Annotated in this window: 22 protein-coding genes and 1 other annotated feature; of the genes, 11 read left to right on the top strand and 11 right to left on the bottom strand. The window is 52.2% G+C overall.

The genetic code is table 11. From position 1 onward, the window contains the following. Window positions 1–77 precede the first annotated feature (77 nt). Window positions 78–911: an undecaprenyl-diphosphate phosphatase gene (locus KNP60_RS10425; RefSeq protein WP_214797429.1), complete on the top strand. Its 834-nt coding sequence runs from the start codon at window positions 78–80 to the stop codon at window positions 909–911. 165 nt (window positions 912–1,076) lie between these two features. Here KNP60_RS10425 and bshB2 read toward each other — a convergent pair whose 3' ends face one another. Genes bshB2 through pdxK form a run of 3 tightly spaced genes read right to left on the bottom strand, consistent with a single transcriptional unit; the run spans window position 1,077 to window position 2,976 of the window. Further along, window positions 1,077–1,730, bottom strand: coding sequence for a bacillithiol biosynthesis deacetylase BshB2 (bshB2, locus tag KNP60_RS10430; RefSeq protein WP_034780767.1), 654 nt, complete (start codon window positions 1,728–1,730; stop codon window positions 1,077–1,079). After that, on the bottom strand, window positions 1,727–2,098 hold the full coding sequence (locus KNP60_RS10435; protein WP_034780768.1) for a YojF family protein: 372 nt from the start codon (window positions 2,096–2,098) through the stop codon (window positions 1,727–1,729). The genes bshB2 and KNP60_RS10435 overlap by 4 nt, the downstream gene beginning before the upstream one ends. Before the next feature lie 53 nt (window positions 2,099–2,151). Beyond that, a complete protein-coding gene (gene pdxK, locus KNP60_RS10440; RefSeq protein ID WP_034780769.1) occupies window positions 2,152–2,976 on the bottom strand; it encodes a pyridoxine/pyridoxal/pyridoxamine kinase in 825 nt (274 codons plus the stop codon). Window positions 2,977–3,163: 187 nt separating this feature from the next. Here pdxK and cbpA point away from each other — a divergent pair, with 187 nt between their 5' ends. Next, entirely contained in the window at window positions 3,164–3,799 is a 636-nt protein-coding gene (gene cbpA, locus KNP60_RS10445) for a cyclic di-AMP binding protein CbpA (RefSeq protein ID WP_034780770.1), read from the top strand. 34 nt (window positions 3,800–3,833) lie between these two features. Here cbpA and KNP60_RS10450 read toward each other — a convergent pair whose 3' ends face one another. From KNP60_RS10450 to KNP60_RS10460, 3 genes are all read right to left on the bottom strand, one after another. Beyond that, on the bottom strand, window positions 3,834–4,358 hold the full coding sequence (locus KNP60_RS10450) for a GNAT family N-acetyltransferase (protein ID WP_214797430.1): 525 nt from the start codon (window positions 4,356–4,358) through the stop codon (window positions 3,834–3,836). 55 nt (window positions 4,359–4,413) lie between these two features. Beyond that, complete coding sequence (locus tag KNP60_RS10455; protein WP_034780782.1) at window positions 4,414–5,301, bottom strand: diacylglycerol/lipid kinase family protein; 888 nt, start codon at window positions 5,299–5,301, stop codon at window positions 4,414–4,416. Between the two features lie 93 nt (window positions 5,302–5,394). Then, the gene (locus tag KNP60_RS10460; protein WP_034780785.1) at window positions 5,395–5,769 is read right to left on the bottom strand and encodes a hypothetical protein; all 375 of its coding nucleotides are present in this window, start codon (window positions 5,767–5,769) and stop codon (window positions 5,395–5,397) included. 159 nt (window positions 5,770–5,928) lie between these two features. Here KNP60_RS10460 and KNP60_RS10465 point away from each other — a divergent pair, with 159 nt between their 5' ends. The 4 genes from KNP60_RS10465 (at window position 5,929) to KNP60_RS10480 (ending at window position 9,813) form a co-directional block, all read left to right on the top strand. Next, complete coding sequence (locus tag KNP60_RS10465; protein ID WP_214797431.1) at window positions 5,929–6,360, top strand: MarR family winged helix-turn-helix transcriptional regulator; 432 nt, start codon at window positions 5,929–5,931, stop codon at window positions 6,358–6,360. A gap of 122 nt (window positions 6,361–6,482) precedes the next feature. Then, the gene (locus KNP60_RS10470) at window positions 6,483–7,118 is read left to right on the top strand and encodes an FMN-dependent NADH-azoreductase (protein ID WP_029596264.1); all 636 of its coding nucleotides are present in this window, start codon (window positions 6,483–6,485) and stop codon (window positions 7,116–7,118) included. 81 nt (window positions 7,119–7,199) lie between these two features. Further along, window positions 7,200–7,877, top strand: coding sequence for a uracil-DNA glycosylase (locus KNP60_RS10475; protein ID WP_214797432.1), 678 nt, complete (start codon window positions 7,200–7,202; stop codon window positions 7,875–7,877). A 123-nt stretch (window positions 7,878–8,000) separates the two neighbouring features. Then, window positions 8,001–8,197 (top strand) — a binding site (T-box leader). Window positions 8,198–8,250: 53 nt separating this feature from the next. Then, window positions 8,251–9,813: an aromatic amino acid hydroxylase gene (locus KNP60_RS10480; RefSeq protein ID WP_214797433.1), complete on the top strand. Its 1,563-nt coding sequence runs from the start codon at window positions 8,251–8,253 to the stop codon at window positions 9,811–9,813. Between the two features lie 40 nt (window positions 9,814–9,853). Here KNP60_RS10480 and KNP60_RS10485 read toward each other — a convergent pair whose 3' ends face one another. Together KNP60_RS10485 and KNP60_RS10490 are read right to left on the bottom strand one after the other, a co-directional pair. Continuing rightward, entirely contained in the window at window positions 9,854–10,843 is a 990-nt protein-coding gene (locus KNP60_RS10485; RefSeq protein WP_214797434.1) for an alpha/beta hydrolase, read from the bottom strand. 36 nt (window positions 10,844–10,879) lie between these two features. Further along, window positions 10,880–11,701, bottom strand: a complete 822-nt coding sequence (locus KNP60_RS10490) for a Cof-type HAD-IIB family hydrolase (protein WP_034780799.1) — start codon at window positions 11,699–11,701, stop codon at window positions 10,880–10,882. Between the two features lie 123 nt (window positions 11,702–11,824). Between KNP60_RS10490 and KNP60_RS10495 the strand changes: the two genes are divergently transcribed. The 4 genes from KNP60_RS10495 (at window position 11,825) to KNP60_RS10510 (ending at window position 15,744) form a co-directional block, all read left to right on the top strand. Beyond that, on the top strand, window positions 11,825–12,517 hold the full coding sequence (locus KNP60_RS10495; protein ID WP_034780802.1) for a response regulator transcription factor: 693 nt from the start codon (window positions 11,825–11,827) through the stop codon (window positions 12,515–12,517). Then, entirely contained in the window at window positions 12,514–13,893 is a 1,380-nt protein-coding gene (locus tag KNP60_RS10500; protein WP_214797435.1) for a sensor histidine kinase, read from the top strand. Before KNP60_RS10495 ends, KNP60_RS10500 begins: the two co-directional genes overlap by 4 nt. Before the next feature lie 64 nt (window positions 13,894–13,957). Then, entirely contained in the window at window positions 13,958–14,323 is a 366-nt protein-coding gene (locus KNP60_RS10505; RefSeq protein WP_205729343.1) for a DUF1499 domain-containing protein, read from the top strand. Beyond that, entirely contained in the window at window positions 14,320–15,744 is a 1,425-nt protein-coding gene (locus KNP60_RS10510; protein ID WP_034780806.1) for a dihydrolipoyl dehydrogenase family protein, read from the top strand. Before KNP60_RS10505 ends, KNP60_RS10510 begins: the two co-directional genes overlap by 4 nt. A 35-nt stretch (window positions 15,745–15,779) precedes the next feature. Here KNP60_RS10510 and KNP60_RS10515 read toward each other — a convergent pair whose 3' ends face one another. The 3 genes from KNP60_RS10515 to KNP60_RS10525 all read right to left on the bottom strand — a co-directional run bounded on the left by KNP60_RS10515 (window position 15,780) and on the right by KNP60_RS10525 (window position 17,654). Beyond that, on the bottom strand, window positions 15,780–16,556 hold the full coding sequence (locus tag KNP60_RS10515) for a flagellar motor protein MotB (RefSeq protein WP_214788341.1): 777 nt from the start codon (window positions 16,554–16,556) through the stop codon (window positions 15,780–15,782). Then, window positions 16,534–17,316: a flagellar motor stator protein MotA gene (gene motA / locus KNP60_RS10520; protein WP_034780808.1), complete on the bottom strand. Its 783-nt coding sequence runs from the start codon at window positions 17,314–17,316 to the stop codon at window positions 16,534–16,536. Before motA ends, KNP60_RS10515 begins: the two co-directional genes overlap by 23 nt. Window positions 17,317–17,402: 86 nt before the next feature. Further along, complete coding sequence (locus tag KNP60_RS10525) at window positions 17,403–17,654, bottom strand: hypothetical protein (protein WP_233005246.1); 252 nt, start codon at window positions 17,652–17,654, stop codon at window positions 17,403–17,405. 142 nt (window positions 17,655–17,796) lie between these two features. Here KNP60_RS10525 and KNP60_RS10530 point away from each other — a divergent pair, with 142 nt between their 5' ends. Continuing rightward, complete coding sequence (locus KNP60_RS10530) at window positions 17,797–19,176, top strand: TrkH family potassium uptake protein (protein ID WP_214797436.1); 1,380 nt, start codon at window positions 17,797–17,799, stop codon at window positions 19,174–19,176. The last annotated feature ends 12 nt before the right edge of the window (window positions 19,177–19,188 follow it).

Consider the following 19,188-nt stretch of genomic DNA (forward strand, 5'->3'; position numbering starts at 1 on the left):
TTTTACGCCTCAAGACCGAGGCGGGCGGAGAAGCAACCGTGTATGATAAGAAACAATACTGGAGTAGGAGACAGACCATGGAATGGTATGAGTTACTGATTGGATTTTTGTTAGGGGTCGTCGAAGGGATGACAGAGTTCGCCCCGGTCTCGTCGACGGGGCACATGATTCTTGTGGACGACCTATGGCTCAATTCGAGCAGCTTCCTCGGTCAAGAGGTCGCGAACACGTTTAAAATCGTGATTCAGCTCGGTTCGATTTTAGCGGTCATCGTCGTGTTTCGAAGTCGGTTCAAAGAGTTATTGAATCCGAAAGAATTGCTGGCGATTCGTAACAGCGGGACGACGAACAAATTGAATGTGTTACATATTTTGATTGGGCTGCTCCCGGCCGCTGTGCTCGGGTTGATGTTCGAGGATTATATCGACACACACTTGTTTTCAATTAAGACGGTCTTGATTGGGCTCGTCATCGGCGCGTTCTTCATGATCGCCGCCGATTTGTCAGGCGTGAAGCGTCAGACGACAGCAACGCTCGATGAGATTTCGTATAAGCAGGCGCTCGGTGTCGGCTTGATTCAATGTTTCTCGCTCTGGCCAGGTTTTTCACGCTCAGGGTCGACCATTTCGGGCGGTGTCCTTTTAGGGATGAGTCACCGGGCCGCGGCGGACTTCACGTTCATCATGGCCGTACCGATTATGTTCGGTGCTAGTGCGCTCTCGCTCTACAGCAAATGGGAGTACTTCACGATGGCGACCCTCCCGGTCTTCGTCGTCGGATTCATTAGCGCGTTCTTATTCGCGCTGTTGTCAATCAAGTTCTTCTTGAAGCTGATCAATAAAGTCAAATTGACGCCGTTCGCCATATATCGCATCGCGTTGGCGGCTGTCATTTACTTCTTGTACTTCTAAGAAAAAAAGCGCATGTCAGCACATGCGCTTTGAAACCAATGATCCATCAAGTTCGTATAACCAAGTAGAGGTGAGAACATGGAACATATCGTTGTCGTATTGGGAACGTTGATCGGCCTCGGGGCTGTCGGTGCACTCTTGTACATGACACGTCTCGCTTACGAATCATGAGAACGGATAGTGATAGAAGCGCTCACGTTGGAGTAACTCCATGACGTGGGCGTTTTCTGCGTTGTCGATGGCCCGCAGCAATCCTTCCGTCTGAGAGCGGTGGGCGAGCAACGCCTCGCGTTTCGCGGCACTCTCGTCGCCGACTTCGATGAGGACGTGCGGCTTTCCGAGTTCCGCTTCGGTGCGATGGTCAAAGGCGACGCCTAAAAACTCTGGACGACTCGCTTCATCCATCTCTTGGAGCGCTCGAACGACCGCTCGTGCTGTCGCCTCATGGTCGGGATGGACGGCGTAGCCCGGGTAGAAGGAAATGACGCGGGCCGGTTTCACTTCTTCGATTAACGCGCTGAACCGTCCAGCGAGTTCCGCTTCGTCTTCGAACTCGACGGTCTTATCACGGAGTCCCCACATGCGGAGGTCGTCGATGCCCATGACGGCACATGCTTCCTCGAGCTCATGCTTGCGAATCTTCGGCAACTCTTCCCGTGTTGTGAAAATCGGCGAGCCCATATTGCGGCCCATCTCACCGAGCGTCAGACAGACGTACGTGACCGGGAAGCCGTTCTTATGGTGTTGGATGATCGTCCCGGCCGAGCTGAACGCTTCATCATCAGGATGCGGAAAAATAACGAGTAACGGTCCATTCATTGGCTTTCCACCTCCGAGGCTCCTTGTGGGAGCGGTTTGATATCTAAGTGTAAGGCGCAGGCGAGGCGACCGAGCCGGTCATGACCGGCGAGCAGGAGCTGGTCCCCATGCTGTTCGTAATCGGTCAATCCTTCGACGTAAAGCCAACCGTGATCGAGCTTCAAGCCGACCCGATATGGACCGTTGCCTTTGATTTGGCCGATGCTGTATTCGATGACGACGTTGCGGATGAACATGCCGGCGTTATGAAAGTCAGGGTCGTTATGCGTCGCATACGCCCCGTTCGTCGTCTCGACGTGGACATAGAGCGGCATGGATACATGCGCGTCCAAGTATGTCTGGATAGTTGTAGGTTGAATCGATTTCACGCGGTTCCCTCCAATGGAAACGATGACCCGAGACATACGTCCCGGGCCACCCGTTAAGATTGTGTTGCTAGTTTTTTACGGTAACCGGTATGGTTCGTCGGGCCAACGTATTGGTTGAGGCGGAACGAATGACGGACCGCTTCAGTGATAAACTCTTTTCCGATTTGGATAGCCTCGTCGACCGAGTGACCGTTCGCGAGTGAGGCCGCGATCGCTGACGAGAACGTGCAGCCGCCGCCATGTGTGAAGGCAGGCTCGATTTTCTCGCTCTCAAGGAGACGATACTCGTTACCGTCGTAAAGCACGTCGAATGCTGTATCAAACCCGAGCTTGCCGCCGACTTTGACGATGACAATCTCAGCGCCGAGCTCATGGATCAAACGAGCAGCTTCTTTGATTTCATCCATCGTCGAAGGTGTTTTATCGAGACCTGCGAGCATGCGCGCCTCGAACAAGTTCGGTGTGATGATTTTAGCGACCGGTACGAGGTGCTTGCGCATCGCGACCGCGACGTCCGGGTTGAGAATCTCGTCTGCACCTTTACAAGCCATGACCGGGTCAACGACCGCGTTCTGGATGCCGTATTCTTTAATTTTACGAGCGGCGAGTTCGATGATCTCTGGCGTCGGGAGCATGCCTGTCTTGACGGCATCGACACCGATTCCGGCGAGGACCGTATCGATTTGTTTCTCGATCAACGTCGTGTCGATCGGGAATACTTCGTGGTGCCACGCGTTATGCGGGTCTTGAGCCACGATGACCGTGAGTGCGGTCATCCCGTAAACACCGAGCTCTTCCATCGTCTTCAAATCAGCCTGGATGCCTGCACCGCCGCTCGTATCCGAGCCAGCGATCGTTAACGCTTTTTTCATTGTCATAGTCGTTCAATCCCCTTTGTCTGTTTGGATAGTTTCACTATAACGACTTTTTGACGCTACGACAAATTCCGAGGTCGTTTTCGCGCCGGAATAAGTTTCGAAAATTGATGGCAGGATTTCAATCATATTTGGGGAATAGTAATGAATAGGGTGTAGACCACTTTCAATTGGCTAGGAGGAAAACCGCATGTTAGTGCATAGCTTATGCATTCCGAAGAAAGATGTCGTCACAATCAGTGAAAAGGCGACATTACGCGAGGCGCTCGACACGCTCGAAAAGACAGGCTACCGCTGTGTCCCTGTGCTCGATGAGACGGGAACGTTTTTCCGCGGTAATATCTATAAAATGCATATTTATCGCCACGGGATGAGTGGGGCGAGCCTAGACGACAACGTCATGGAGCTCATCAAGAACACGCAAAAGTACGTCCATGAATCGGACGGTTTCTTCAAAGTGTTCTTCTCGATCAAAGAATTACCGTATATCGCGGTCTTGAAAGATGAGAGCAACGAATTCTACGGGATTTTGCCGCACGGGAAGATGCTCGGCATGCTCGAAGAGGCATGGAGTCGTGACACGGGGAGTTATGTCGTCACAATCGCACTCAGTGAGCAAGCGGGGGCGCTTGAGAAGATTACGAAAATCATCAGCAAATACTCATCGATTGCCAGTCTCATGACGCTTGATGCCAAGAGTAAAGTCTTGCGCCGGGTATTGATCACGTTGCCGCCTGATTGCGACGAGCCGAAGAAAGACAAAATCGTCGCGAAACTCGAACAAAAAGGGTTCCGCGTCGTCGAAGTCGAGAATTTAAATAACTGACGAAAGGCCTTCCTCGATGCGAGGAAGGCCTTATTCAATCCAATCGTTTTTCCATCCGGATATCCGGCCAAAATTGACCGTCCCAGTACGTGAACGCCTCGATACGGGCAATCTCCGTGTAGCCGACCTTTCGATAAAGGTGATGAGCCGCTTCATTGAACCCAAACACACCGAGCTCGATGCGAGGCACATTTTGTGCACGCAATCGTTCTTCTAACAGGGTCAGGGCCGTTGTACCGACACCTCTCCCGCGACCGGTCGGCTCTCCAATCACGAGTCCGAGCCAGGCGCTTCCGCGTTCGTTGTCGTACAGATGCGGGGCATCATAGATGATATTCACCTCACCGACGAGCACGTCATCTGCGTAGATGAGGAAGATATCATGGGTCCGGAGGCGGTCCGTCAAGTCTTCGACCGTCATGTGATGTTCGGCGGCGAGTTCTTCCTCCGAGCGGACGGGACGAATCAAATGGACGATTGTCGGGTCGTTGTTCCAACGATTGAACGTTGCGACGATGGCGTTCGACGCTTCCTGTAAAGGGACGAGCGAGATGGTCATCCTTTCCCCTCCTTTCCGTGACGTTCTTTCGCGTTTAAGGGGGAAAATCCTTGTTTCACTCGACCGGCTTCAAAACGTTCAAATGACTCGGGAGTACTTCAAACGTGAGCGGCAGCTGCCCACCCGTGTCGCCGTCGGCATTGACCGGAAGCGATTCTGGTGAGTCGACATGCACGCGTTTCGTCGTGAACGACGTGACGCTGTCCGTTTCTTTCAACTTGCCGGTGAAGAGGGCCGGTGCGAGTTGGACCGCGTCTTTGAAGCCGAGGTTTTCAAATAAATAGACATGAAGCAAGCCATCGTTCAACTCAGCGTCCGGTTCAAAGTTCTCAAACCCGCCGACCGAGTTCGTGAGGGCGATGACGACCAAATAGGCGTCTCCGTCGAACGTGTGCTCATCGGCTTGGACCGACAGCGCATACGGGCTATGTTCGCGGAACGCTTTGATGCCTTCGATCAAGTAGGCGAACGGGCCCCATTTCGTTTTCTCCTCGACACTGACCTCGTCGACGGCCTCGGCGATGAGCCCGATGGCGATGACGTTCATGAAATAGCCATTCTCATATTTGCCGATATCCATGGGTGTCGGTTGAGCTGTCTTGAGCGCCTCGATGGCATCTGCGGGATCGCTCGGGACGCCGAGCGCGCGGGCGAGGTCGTTGACGGTACCGAGCGGGATGATGCCGAAATCAGGACGATGGTCGGCTTCGGCGAGACCGGTGACGGCCTCGTTCAGTGTCCCGTCGCCACCCATCGCGATGACGGCTTTATATTGTTTCGATGCCGCTTCTTTTGCGAAATGGGTGGCATCGTCAGCTTTCTCCGTGAACCGGACATCGACGTTCCCGTAACGCTCACGTAAGACTTCCTCCGCTGCCGCGGCGTGTTCTTTCCCTAACTCTTTCCCAGACGATGGGTTGACGATTAACATGACTGTATCCATCAAAGCACATTCTCCTTTTCACACTCAGATATTGTCATCTATTCCCGTCATATGCCCAGACTAGTCATAAAAAAAACAACACAGATGTGTTGTTCAGTAGTGCCGGAACGCCGACATATCGAGATGGCTCGCATCCGATTCGTCGACGGCGAGTTCAATCTTCAAATGCTCATGGAACGGTGAGTCGAACGCGCCCATGCAGGCGACCGGTTCATGGTCCGGGACGGGGGACTTGCGTTTCGTTTTGACGAACAAATAGTCCTCACGCGCCAACGTCAACAAAAAGCGCTCGACCGCATGGGGTTCGCGCGTGACGTTCGGCCATGGTAAGTGGTTGAACAATAAAAAGACCGCGCCTTCTTTTTCGAGCGCATAGTCTGGGGCGATCCCTTCCCGGTTCAACAACTCGATGACCGTACTCAAATAGGCTTGTTTAATCGTCAATGAAATCTCGTAATACTCACGCATACCGTCCACCCTTTCTAAAAATCGCAATAATTCCATTCTATACGTTTCAGACAGGGGCGACAATGAAGAAGTTTCTTGACGAAGCGTTTTTCCCACCGTATACTGCTCATGTCCTGCTATACTAAAGGTAAATGATGAACGAATTGAGGTGAAACCGACATGATTGAATCACTCGAATTGAAGGCGTGGATCGTTTTAGCGCGGGCGATGGACGCGATCAGTGACCGTGTAAAGGACGATTTAAGACGCCACCAATTGAATTCAACAGAGTTCGGTGTTTTATCCGTATTGTATAAACGAGGGGATACCCCGCTCCAGCAAATCGGAGATCAAATTTTGATTACGAGCGGCAGTGTCACATACGTGATCGATAAGCTTGAAAAACGTGGCTTGATTGAACGTGTGGCTTGTCCATCTGACCGACGCGTCACGTATGCTTCGTTGACCGAAGAAGGCAAACGTTTGATGGACGTCGTCTATCCCGAGCATATCGAAATCTTTAAAGACATTTACGGTCCACTTAATGAAGAGGAGACGGAAATGCTGATCGACCTATTAAAACGGGTCGGTTATAACGCGGCAGGCAAATGACGCCTGCCGGTTTTTTTTTGACTCATTTATCTTGAAGTTAAAATAATTGACTGTGAGATATACAGATGATATAGTTCAAACTGTTGTTACAAATAGAGATTACTTTTATGGAGGAACCCATTATGAAAAAGGTATTATACGTATCTGCTAACCCGAAACCGACAGAATTGTCATACAGCAAACAAGTCGCTGAAACATTCATGACGACACTCACGAACGAGAATGCGTCACTCGAAGTTGAAGCGATTGAACTTTACGATGTCGATGTCCAAGAAATCGATGGCGACGTCCTCAGCGCATGGGGCAAATTCGCATCAGGCGAAGCACTCACAGACGTCGAAGCGGCTAAAGTCGCAACAATGAACGGTATGCTCGAGAAGTTCATGGAAGCTGACATGTATGTGTTCGCGACGCCAATGTGGAACTTCTTCTTCCCAGCACGCATGAAGATGTTCCTCGACAGCGTCTTGACGGCTGGTAAAACATTCCGTTACACAGAGCAAGGTCCAGTCGGTCTTCTCGAGAACAAACAAGCAATCCACATCCAAGGCACTGGTGGTATCTACACGGGTACGGACCTCAACTTCGCAGACGCATACCTTCGTCAAGCACTCGCATTCGTAGGCGTGACAGAAGTGACGACACTTCCAGTTGAAGGCATGAACCAATACCCAGACAAAATCGAAGAAATCGTTGCTGACGCAAAAGCGAAAGCCGAAGCACTTGCGAAAGAAGTCGCAGGCGCAGTCACAGTATAATTATCAAGGGCGAGTCCAATCGGGCTCGTCTTTTTGTGTGCCAACGATTCGGGTATGATAAGACGGAAAGGGGAGAAGAACATGGGAGAACAGTTATCAAATCGCCTGCTCGGGGATTGGAGTGACATCATCGCGACCGAGATGAGCGAGCCATATTTTGCCGAGCTAAAGACGTTCGTCGATGAAGCGTACGAGACATCGACCGTCTATCCGGAGCGAGAAGATATTTGGAACGCGTTCGTCTATACGAAGTTCAAGGACGTCAAATGTGTCATCCTCGGGCAAGATCCCTATCACGGACCGAACCAAGCGCATGGACTCAGTTTCTCGGTCCAAGACGGCGTCCGCCTTCCACCGTCACTCCGTAATATCTTTAAAGAATTGCAGGACGATATCGGCTGTCCGGTCCCGACCAGCGGCAATTTGGAGAAATGGGCCCGACAAGGCGTGCTATTGCTCAACACCGCCCTCACGGTCGAGGCAGGCAAGGCCGGGTCTCACCGCGGGAAGGGCTGGGAACAGTTCACCGACTCCATCATCGAGCGACTGGGGCAGCGTGAAGAGCCGATCGTGTTCGTCTTATGGGGGAACGACGCGAAGAAGAAACAGAAATGGATTGGCCCGCAACATGCCGTCTTGACGTCGGTCCATCCGAGCCCGCTCTCGTCCCATCGCGGCTTTTTCGGATCGAAGCCGTTCTCGCAAGTGAACGCGAAGTTGAGTGAGTGGGGACAACCTGAAATTGATTGGTGTTTGTGACAGTCTGCAGATGCGGACTGTTTTTTTTGTTGACGACATTCAAACGGTCTGTTATCGTTACTACCAACAAGATACTTTAGCGCTTAAAAGCACATGTGCATAGAAGCATAACTGTATAACAGTATAAAAGCGATGACCGAACCGAAGTAGAGACATCTTCCCTGGCCCAGAGAGCGTGTGGTGCTGTGAACACGCCCAAAGGATGAATCGAATTACAGTTCGCGAGCTCTCACTTGTTGAGCGGTCCCCCGTTATCGGAATAGAGTGACTAGACGTCCGTCTAGTAATCAGGGTGGTACCGCGGCATCGTCGTCCCTATCGAGTGAATCGATAGGGACTTTTTTACGTTCAGTCAATCAAAGGAGGAAACATCATGCTCACACAAATCATTCCACGCCATTTGGCCCCACATATTTCGCCACAGTTCTACGACGAGTACACGCCGACGGATCATGCTGTCTGGCGCTTCGTCTTGCGACTGAACTTGCACACGCTTGAAGGGAAGGCACACCCGTTCTACATCGAAGGGTTGAAAAAGACGGGCATGGGGCCAGAGCGTCTCCCTGACGTTGAAAAGATGACCGAAGAGATGCGAGCGGCCGGTTGGTCGACGGTCGCGGTCGATGGACTCATCCCAGGTGTCGCTTTCTTTGATTTCCAAGGCAACGGCATGTTGCCGGTCGCGACCGATATTCGTAAAGTCGAGAATATTTTGTACAGTCCGGCACCAGATATCATCCACGAGGCGGCTGGTCATGCACCGATGTTGATGGATCCGGAGTTCTCCCAAATCGTGAAGCGGTTCGGACAGCTCGGGGCGAAAGCGTTCATGAATCGTGAAGAACACGCCTCGTTCGCAGCACTGAAACGATTGACCGTCGTGAAGGAGAATGCGAACTCGACGGACGAGGAGATCGCGGCAGCCGAAGCAGCTGTTCATGCGGCCAAAGCCCAAGTGACCGGCTTCTCTGAAGCGCAACAAGTCGCCCGCATCTTTTGGTGGACGGTCGAGTTCGGTCTCATCGGTGAGGTGGACAACCCGCTCATCTACGGGGCAGGACTATTATCATCGGTCGGGGAGAGCCGTCATTGTTTGACTGACGCTGTCACGAAACATCCGTTCAATTTAGAGCACGCACTCGAAACGAAACAGGACGTGACGAATATGCAACGCGAGTTGTTCGTCATCCCGGACTTTGAAGCGTTGAAGGACGCGCTAGACGAACTCGAGTCACGGATGGCGGTCAACCAAGGTGGAATCGCCTCGCTCGAGAAAGCGCTCGCGTCGGGCAGTCAATCGACTGTCCGGCTTGAAGACGGGACGGACCGTGTCGGTGTGATTCGTCACGTGACACGCTCCGGGGCCCATGCGCTCGTCCAGTGGGACGACTGTGTGAACGTCAATCACGGTCAATTGACGAACTTACAGAACCACGGCGTACTCGTTCTTGATGGACCGCTTCAAGACGTATTGGCGACGGCAGGGATTCGACTGGACGGACGCCTCGTCAGCGAGACGACGGAAGCGTTACGGTTCGAAGACGTCATCGTCACGATTGAAGACCGACAAATCCATCTCACGACACTTGAAGTGAGACAAGACACGCTCCCATCGATCTTCCCAGGCACCGAGATTGAAGAGCTCATCATCTTGGAGAAGCCGGTCCAGATCGAACGTGACGCCCGAGTATGGACGAACGATGACCCGATGTTCAATCAGGTCCGCAATATGCGGGAGCAAGGCGAGTCGATCGATGAGCTCGTGCCGACGATTCTTGCCGATCATCCCGATGCTTGGTTGCTCCACATCGAATGTTTGGAGCTCGTCGAGTCCGATGCGCTTCGACAGGCGTTGACGGAACGGTTGCACGCGTTACGTGAGACGTCACCGTCACGGCATGAGTTGATTGGCCGCGCGCTCGCATTGCTCAACTGACAAAAATAATCCCCGCCCAATGATGGGCGGGGATTATTTGTTAACGCGTCGTTTCACGCAAGAACGTGATTAAACGGCGATACGTGGCACTGGCGGCTGGTTTATCCATCTCAAAATGGTAGTCGTGGCCGAGTGTGTGCTCGTTTCGGTCGTAAAAGACGCTCGTGACGTCCGCACGACCTGAGAGGATCGTCGCAAATTCTTTCGCTTGCGTTTCGAACGAACCGGTGTTGCCATCGGTGATAAACGTCGGAACGAACGTGGCCGGGATATTGACGAGCGGCGACGCTTCCGCGACGACCGGCAAGTCTTCCCAATTGTACGTTCCGAAGTAAGCCCAACCGATCCGTTTGAACAAGAAGCGGTTGACCGCCTTCGATGACTCGATGATGCTTCGTTTCAAGTCATAAGGACCTGACATGAGAATCGTGCCGAGGATCGACGTTTTCGGAACGACTTGATTCACTTCGGCCGATGGTGCGTAGTCGTCGTTCAATTGGATTCCGACGAATTGGGCCACAAGTTGGGCCCCGTTCGAATCGCCCGCAAAGAAGACGCGGTCGAAATCGAGCCGGAAGCGGTCATTGTTTTCAGCGATATACGTGTATGCCTCTTCAAGTTGTTGGAGCGGGACGGGGTACGTGACGTCTGGAGCGAGCGCATAATTGACGCTGACGACGTTGTAGCCGTTGCTTGCGATTGACGTCGCATACTTGAAGACGTCGGCCTTATCGCCACCGACGAATGAACCGCCGTGCACCCAAAAGATGGTTGGGACGATCTGCTTCTCACCTTCGTAGCGAATCAAGTCGAACGTTCCGTTCTCGTAAGCCGAATGGTAGTCGATGTCTTTACGGACCGACGTTTTTTGTACGACTTCCTCGAACCCTTTAATGGCCACTTCGTTCCCGCCGGCAAATGAGGTTTTGACGAGGCGTGAGGTCGGTTTCGGGGACAAGAATACATAGGCGGCACCGGCGACAGCCGTGCCGACGAGTCCGAGTCCCGCCCGTTTCAATCCTTTATTCATCGTAATTCCTCCTTGAATTCAACCTGAGTTGTCCGTTTATCGATCGACGAGGACAGTTCCCATGAACGTTTCGATAACGTGCGCGATCCCGTCTTCATTGTTTGATTTCGTGATGAAGTCGGCTTTGCCTTTGACCGTTGTGTTGGCGTTGCCCATTGCGACCCCAAGCCCGGCCCATTCAATCATCGTCAAGTCGTTGTTCCCGTCTCCGCAAGCGATGACGTGGGCTTGCTCGATGCCGACGTGCTCCGCTAAGAAGGCGAGGCTCGTCCCTTTCGTCACACCCGCTTCTGTGAACTCAAGGAAAAACGGTTTTGAACGCGCGACGGCGAGTTTGCCTTCGAGTTCGACTTGCAGTTTCGTTTCGATTGGAGCAAGCGTGTCGCCGTCACCGAGCATGAGACACTTGACGACAGGCGTCGTGACCGCTTCTTTGAAGTCATCGACATGGATGACCGGCATCCCTGTCAATTCACCTTCGATATCGGTATACGGGTTCGGTTGATCGGTTACGATTTCGTTACCGATGTACGTATGAATCGCGATTTCTTCCCGGACACTGATATCATGGAGATGGGCGACCGTCTCTGGAAGCAATGTACTTGAGAAGATTTCTTCATTTGTCTCACAGTTGATGATTGAGGCACCGTTAAATGAGAGAATATAGCTACCGTATTTGGCGAGCTCGAGCTCTCGGGCTGCGTCCCACATCGCGTACGTCGGACGTCCGCTCGCGAGCACGACTTTATGTCCGCGTTCTTGTACATCCAGCAAGGCAGCTTTCGTTTTGGCGGAAATCGTGTGATCGCTCGTGAGGAGCGTATCGTCCATATCTAAAACAATCATCTTGTAACTCATAATGGTAAGGAGTCCTCCTTCAGAATCTAATGACTCCATCCTAATACGATTTGAGGTCAATTGACAACCTTGTCGCAAAAACGTAACTATTAAGAAGTAGTGAATTTCAGAAGAGGTGGAATGATGAATCGAATATTAGTAGCCGAAGATGAGCATGCGATTCGCAGCTTTATCATCGTTAATTTAAAGCGGGCCGGATTCGACGTCTTTGAGGCGACGAACGGACGCGAGGCGGTCACGGCGTTTGATCGTGAACCGTTCGATGTCGTGTTATTGGATGTGATGATGCCAGAGATGGACGGTTTTGAGGCATGTGCGGCCATCCGTGATTTAGATGAGAATGTCGGTATTATCATGCTGACGGCGCGCACACTCGAAGAAGATAAAATCGAAGGACTCGGCCGAGGGGCGGACGACTACATCGCCAAGCCGTTCAGTCCCGGCGAACTCGTGGCGCGGATTCAAGCACTCCTCCGACGTGTCGAGAAAGTGAAACGAAAAGAGAAGAAGCGATTGAAGTCCGGACCGTTCGCCATCGACTTGGCAGCGAAGCAAGTGACGAAGTATGGGCAGTCGATTGATTTGACCCCGACCGAATACGATTTGATTTGTCACCTCGTCCAAAACGAGGAAGTCGTCTTATCACGTGATGCGCTGTTAGATGCCGTTTGGGGCATCAATTACTTCGGGGACAGAAAGACGGTCGACGTCAACATTCGTCGTCTCCGTCAAAAAATTGAAGATGATCCGAGCCACCCGGCTTATATCGAGACACTGTGGGGGCACGGGTACAAATGGCGGAGACATGACGGATGAAGCAACAGCTCGTCATTCGGATTATGCTCGTCATGACGTTCGTGCTCGTCTTGCTCGTGAGCGTCTTGTCGTACGGAACGTACCGCTACTACTATGAATATGAATCAGAGGCCTTACTTAGCCATGCGACGACGAGTGCCTATCTCTATCCCCAGGCGCAGGTCGGTTTTGAAACACCGAGCGCGTTCTCGGTTCTCGTCCGGACGTTCGGGTATCCAGGCACCGATTTGACGATTGTCGACCGGACCGGTCAAATCATTAAAACGACGGGACAGCGGGCGCAGCAGGCGGCCTTCACATCGGAACAACTGCAAGACCTCGCCCGCGGTGAGTCCGTCGTCCAAGATTACGATGCGGAAGGGAACCACTATTTGTCGGTGACGAGTCCCATCATCACGGACGGCACGAGTGAATTCGCCATCAGCTTCACGCGACCGCTCGCCGATCTCGATACGTTGATTCGCGAGATTTGGATGGCTGTCGTCATGATTGGTGTCTTGATTTGGCTGGTCGCGCTCTATGCCGTCATTCGGATTGCAGACCGCTTCGTCCGACCGATTCGAGACATCATTGAGACGGCCGATGAGATGGCGCAAGGTGATTTTGACGTCGAAGTCTATTCCAATGAAAAACATGAGCTCGGGGCACTGGCCCGGACGCTGACGTATTTAGGAGCGAAAGTGCAGCAGCATCAGTCGACGCGAAATGAATTTCTATCAAACGTGTCGCACGAGTTGCGGACGCCGCTCACTTCGATCAAAGGGTGGACCGAGACGATTCGCGGCGGGGACGAGAAAGTGTCGGAGGAGACCGAGCTCGGTTTGAGCATCATCCATTCGGAGACGGAGCGGATGATTGGGCTCGTCGAGCAGTTGCTCGATTACACGAAAATTGAAGAGAGCCGGCTCGTCTTGTATCGGCAAGAACTCGACCTCGTATCGCTGTTACGGAAAGTGACGATTCAGTTGAAACAGTCGCTCGAGGATAAACAGATCACCCTCATCGAACGGTACCCCCAAAAATCGATTGGACTGTTTGATGAGAACCGGTTGAAACAAGTATTTTTAAACTTACTCGAGAACGCCATTCGCTTCTCACCCGAAGGTGGGACGTTGACCGTACGGTTCGTGCAATCCGAGCGGGTCGCGTTCATCTCGATTATTGACGAGGGGCCTGGTATCTCACGGGATCACCTGCAACGCATCACGGAAATGTTCTATCAGGCGCAAGTGACGAAAGGCAGCAGTGGTCTTGGTCTCGCGATTGCGAAGGAGTTGATCGAGGCGCACGAAGGAAAGCTCGTCATTGAAAGTGAGGTCGGTCATGGGACGACGGTGACTGTTTTGTTGCCGCTCGATCCAAGCGAACTGCATTAAAAGGGTTAAACCTTCCGAATTCAGGATACATGTAATTGTATGTAGAATGAGGGAGGTTTTTTTCGTGGCAACGAAATCATTGAAGCCATTGTCAGGTAGTCCGAACGCTGTCTCGACCGAAACAGAAATTGAGGCGCTACGTATGGAGCCGCTCCCATACGGGCAAGACCGCGCTGAGAGCATCGAGACAATGAAGATGGTGATGGGGCAACTGCCTCGGACCGAGCTCGTCAAGGAGACGGATGACACGCTCCATTATGTCGTCACGTCGAAAATGATGCGCTTTAAGGATGACGTTGAATTCCGATTCGACGATGAGACAAGACAGATTGAATTCCGCTCGGCATCACGACTCGGTCACTCAGACTTTGGGGTGAACCGGAAACGGATGCAGGATGTGAGTGAACGCTATCGGAGGTTGATGAGATGAAGGATTATCAGTTGATTGTGATTGGTGGTGGCGCGGCCGGGATGACGGTCGCGGCTGGTGCCGCAAACTTAGGCGCAAAGGTCGCCTTGGTCGAGAAGAAAAAACACCTTGGTGGAGACTGTCTTCACGTCGGGTGTGTCCCGTCGAAAGCGCTGATTGCCGCTTCGAAAGAAGCGAGTAGCATGATGCAGGCGGCGCGTGTGCTCGGAGCTGAGTTTGATGGCCGCGACCATTACCAGACGACGAAGGCGCGTGTCGATCGTGCCCGCGCTATAATCCAAGATCATGACGGAACGGAGCGTTTCGAAAAACTTGGTGTCGATGTGTATATCGGCGAGGCATCATTCCAAAGCCCGTACGAGCTTAAAGTCGGAGACGATTTGTTGATTGGGAAAAAGTTTGTCATCGCGACCGGATCGAAACCGACCGTACCGCCGATTGATGGATTGGACAGTGTGCCGTACTTAACGAACGAACAAGTTTTTGAAGAAGAGACGCTGCCAGAAAGTATCATCGTCATCGGCGCCGGCACGGTCGGGCTTGAACTTGCCCAATCGTTTGCTCGTCTTGGAAGCCAAGTGACCGTGCTTGAGGCACAGGACACGTTCTTACCGAAAGAAGATGAGTCTGTCAGCAAATTGCTCCGCTCCCAGCTCGAGATGGCGATGCGTCTGAAAATCGGGGTGAAGGTGAAGCAGATTGCGGAAGAGGACGGACGTATTCACGTCACGACTGAAGTCGATGGCGAGACCGTGACGTATGAGGCTGACAAACTGCTCATGGCGACGGGCCGTAAACCGAGAATTGATGAACTACGGCTCGACCGGGCGCATGTGAACGTGAAAGACGGGTACGTTGATGTCACTTCGACATACCGGACGTCCCAACCGCACATTTTCGCGATCGGTGACACGATCAAGACGTTACCGTTCACCCATGCGGCCGGAGAAGAAGGGAAAGCCGTCGTGGCGAACGCCTTGTTCGGACTATGGAACAAGGTCGACTACACGAAGATGCCGTGGATCACGTTCACGGACCCGGAAGTGTTCCACGTCGGCATGACCGAGGCCGAGGCACGTGAGCGTCACGGCGATGACGTCGAGATTTTTGAAGCGAAACTGTCTGAGGTCGATCGGTTCGTCGCCGACCGTCAAGAGACAGGATTCGTCAAAATCATCACCCGGAAGAACGGTAAGATTATCGGTGGGCACGCGGTCGGAATGACGGCCGGGGATTGGATGCAAATCGTCGTCTATGCGATGCAGCGGGGCGATAAGATCGGTAAACTGTCCCGGATGATCTATCCGTACCCATCGCGTAGCGAAGCGGTCAAGAAGGCGGCCGACTTGTACTGGCGGAAACGTTTGTTCAACAGTCCGCTCACTGAGCTCGCTCGTAAATATTTTGAATGGACGCGGTAACGAAAAAATCCCACTCTCGATCGAGTGGGATTTTTTTATGGCAAAACGATCGTATCAATCATTTTGGGCGATCCTTCTGACAAATCGACGAGTGGTTTAATCAACACTTCGACGCGTCGGTTTTTCGAACGTCCGGCTTCCGTGTCGTTCGTCGCAATCGGTTTGTATTCCCCGTAGCTCGCAAGTGTGAACTGCCCAGGGTTCAAGGCGTCGTTCGTCAACAAGCCGCGCATGAAGGCGGTGGCTCGGGCTGAACTGAGTTCCCAGTTCGACGGGAAGCGGGCCGTGTTGATTGGGATGTTATCCGTATGACCCGATACGACGATTTCACGATTGCCGGCTTGTTCGAGAATACCGCTGATGGAGCGGGCGACTGCTCTGGCATCGCCATCGAGCGTCGCTTCACCCATGCTGAATAGAGCCCGGTCTTGGATCGTCAGGACGAGACCGCTCGAATTGATGGTCGCTTCGATCTCATCCTCGAGTCCATTCTTTTGAATGTATTGATTGACCTCTTCTTTCAACTCATCGAGCTTGGCGAGTTCGTACGTCCGTGGATTCGCCGTCGTGTCCGTTTTGTTCGTGCGGCTAATATCGCTGTTCGAGGCGGTCGAGGCTTGAAACACACTCGTCCCGCCTGAGAACACTTGATTAAAGGACTGGGACATCTTTTCGAGCTTCGTCTGGTCGACGTTACTCGAGGCGAACAAGACGATGAACAAAGCGAGCAGAAGCGTCAGGAGATCGGCATAAGGAATGAGCCAGCCTTCAGGGATATGTTCTTCATGATCATGCTTCTTTTTGCGCTTCATAGTTCGCTCGCTCCTTTGGAGACAAATACACGGCCAACTTATCTTCTAGCGTCTTTGGTGATTCTCCGCCTTGGATGGATAAAATTCCTTCAATCATCATTTCCTTGACGACGACTTCGCTCTTCGAATATTGCTTCAACTTGTTAGCGAAGGGGAACCAAAGGACATAGCCACTAAAAATCCCGAACAGTGTCGCGACAAAGGCAGCTGAGATGGCATATCCGAGTTTGTCGATATCCGATAAATCTTTTAATGCGGCGACGAGTCCGATTACGGCCCCGAGGACACCGAGTGTCGGCGCATATGTCCCCGCTTGCGTGAACACGTCAGCGTTCGCTTTATGGCGTATTTCCATGTTCTCGATATCACGAGACATCACTTCGGCGATGTACTCGGACGGTTGGCCATCAATGACCATCATCATGCCTTGCTTCAAGAACGGTTCTTCGACTTGTTCAAGGGCTGTTTCAAGCGATAACAAACCTTCTTTACGCGCTTGCGTCGATAAATCGACGAATTGCGTCAACAGGCCCGATTTACTCGGCAACTCTTGCTTCTTGAATAAAATTTTGAACAGTTGGGGAACCGTCTGTAACTGTTCTTTTGATACGGCGATGCTGACCGCGGCAGCTGTACCGACAAAAATAATGACCAGTGCTGCTGGGTTGATCAGCGGGGCGACCCCCGCGCCTTTCAAAATCATACCGCCGATAAGCGTGAAGAAACCGAGTAAAAGTCCTATTAAAGTGACGACATCCATGTCTATGTTTTCCACCTTTCTAAAGAGATCGGGAGACAAAAAAAGCGAGAGACTTAACTCGTCTCCCGCAAATGCGTTCCCGATGGTTAAGCGCCGTTTTCGTCAATCAGCATTTGAATGCTGATATTTCGTTCTTCACGCTCTATATCGGTTAACACGTCGTATTTTTTTAATAATGCGTACAATTGATTCACAACTTCTTGATCGAGTGACCAATGTAGCAGTTCTTCAAGTTGGAAATAAAGATGGGCGGGCATACATTGTGACTGACGCTCCAACCTTCGCGAGACATCCGTTAGCGAATGATCTACCGTACTAGGGTCCACGGTTTCATTCAACCTCCTCAACATTCTTAAAGTCTATCTCTCATATTACCAAAAAAAATCGACAAACAGTTAGCGATACATTTTTCTAGTTGGCAATTTTAAAAGTGAGGAGTAATATGAGCCTTAGAAAACTAGATATGAAGGAGATAGCGAGATGCGACATCGATTGACCGTGCGGGAAATGCGCATAAAACGAATTGAAGCGCTCTACCGGCTCGTGTTTGAAAAGCCGGCCCGTTTTATCGCGACTGGATTTTTACTCGCCATCTTGACTGGTGCGACCCTGCTCTACATGCCGTTTGCACAGACGCAACCCGTGTCGTGGATTGACTGTCTCTTTATCGCCACGTCGGCCGGTACGGTGACCGGGTTGTCGACGATTGATATCGGCTCTTCCTTCAACACGTTCGGCGAGCTCGTCATCGTCGCCTTGATTCAAATAGGAGGCCTCGGCTTCATGACGGTCGCTCTCATGTTACTCAGCGTGCTCGGGAAGAAAATCGGCTTGAAACAGCGGATTCTCCTTCAAGAATCGCTCAACTTGTCGGGGCCTGGCGGCACGGTCCGGCTCGTCCGCAACATCGTCTTCACGACACTGATCGTTCAGTTTCTGGGCATGCTATTTTTAACGTTCGAACTGTACAGCACCGGTGATTATCGCTTCGGCGAGGCATTGTATTATGGCTTCTTCCATGCGGTATCAGCGTTCAATAACGCGGGGTTTGCCCTTTGGCCAGACAGTTTGATGCAATTTGAACAGAATACGGCCATTGTCATCACGATCGCCGTCCTCTTGATGATCGGAGGGCTCGGCTTCACGACGATTGCAGATGCGACCGAGGTGAAGCGCTGGAAACGGCTCGCGCTGCATTCGAAAATCATGATCGCGTCACTCGCCATCGTCAACGGCATTGCCTGGTTCGCGCTCATGCTGTTTGAATGGGTGTCGACGGAAGGGAGTTTATATGGACGCCCGTTCGGTGAAGCGTTGCACGTTACTTTCTTCCAGGCGGTGACGACACGGACGGCCGGTTTCAACACGGTCGACATCTCGACGATGGCGCCTGTGTCGATCGGTGTCGTCTTGATTCTCATGTACGTCGGTGCAGGGGCCGCTTCCACCGGGTCCGGGATTAAAGTGACGACCGTGGCTGTCATTTTGGCGGATATGTGGGCGTTCATCGTCGGTAAAAAGGAGACGGTCATCTTGGAGCGGACGATTGACGCGTTCCAAATCAAAAAAGCGTATATGGTGGCCATCACCAGTTTCATCTTTATTTTATTGATTACCGCACTGACCATCTTGACGAACGGCCACATTTCGGCGACCGCGCTCCTATTCGAGACGGTCTCGGCGTTCGGCACGGTCGGGTTATCGCTTGGAATCACGGCAGAACTGAACGATGCCGGAAAAAGCTTTATCATGTTCATGATGTTGCTCGGCCGCGTCGGCTCGTTGACGATTCTATTCACGGTCGCGAGACAAATGGACCGGAAGATTCGCTATCCAAAAGAGAAGTTGTTAATCGGATGACACACAAAAAGC

It is taken from the genome of Exiguobacterium sp. s5 (assembly GCF_018618075.1).
Taxonomy (GTDB): domain Bacteria; phylum Bacillota; class Bacilli; order Exiguobacteriales; family Exiguobacteriaceae; genus Exiguobacterium; species Exiguobacterium mexicanum_A.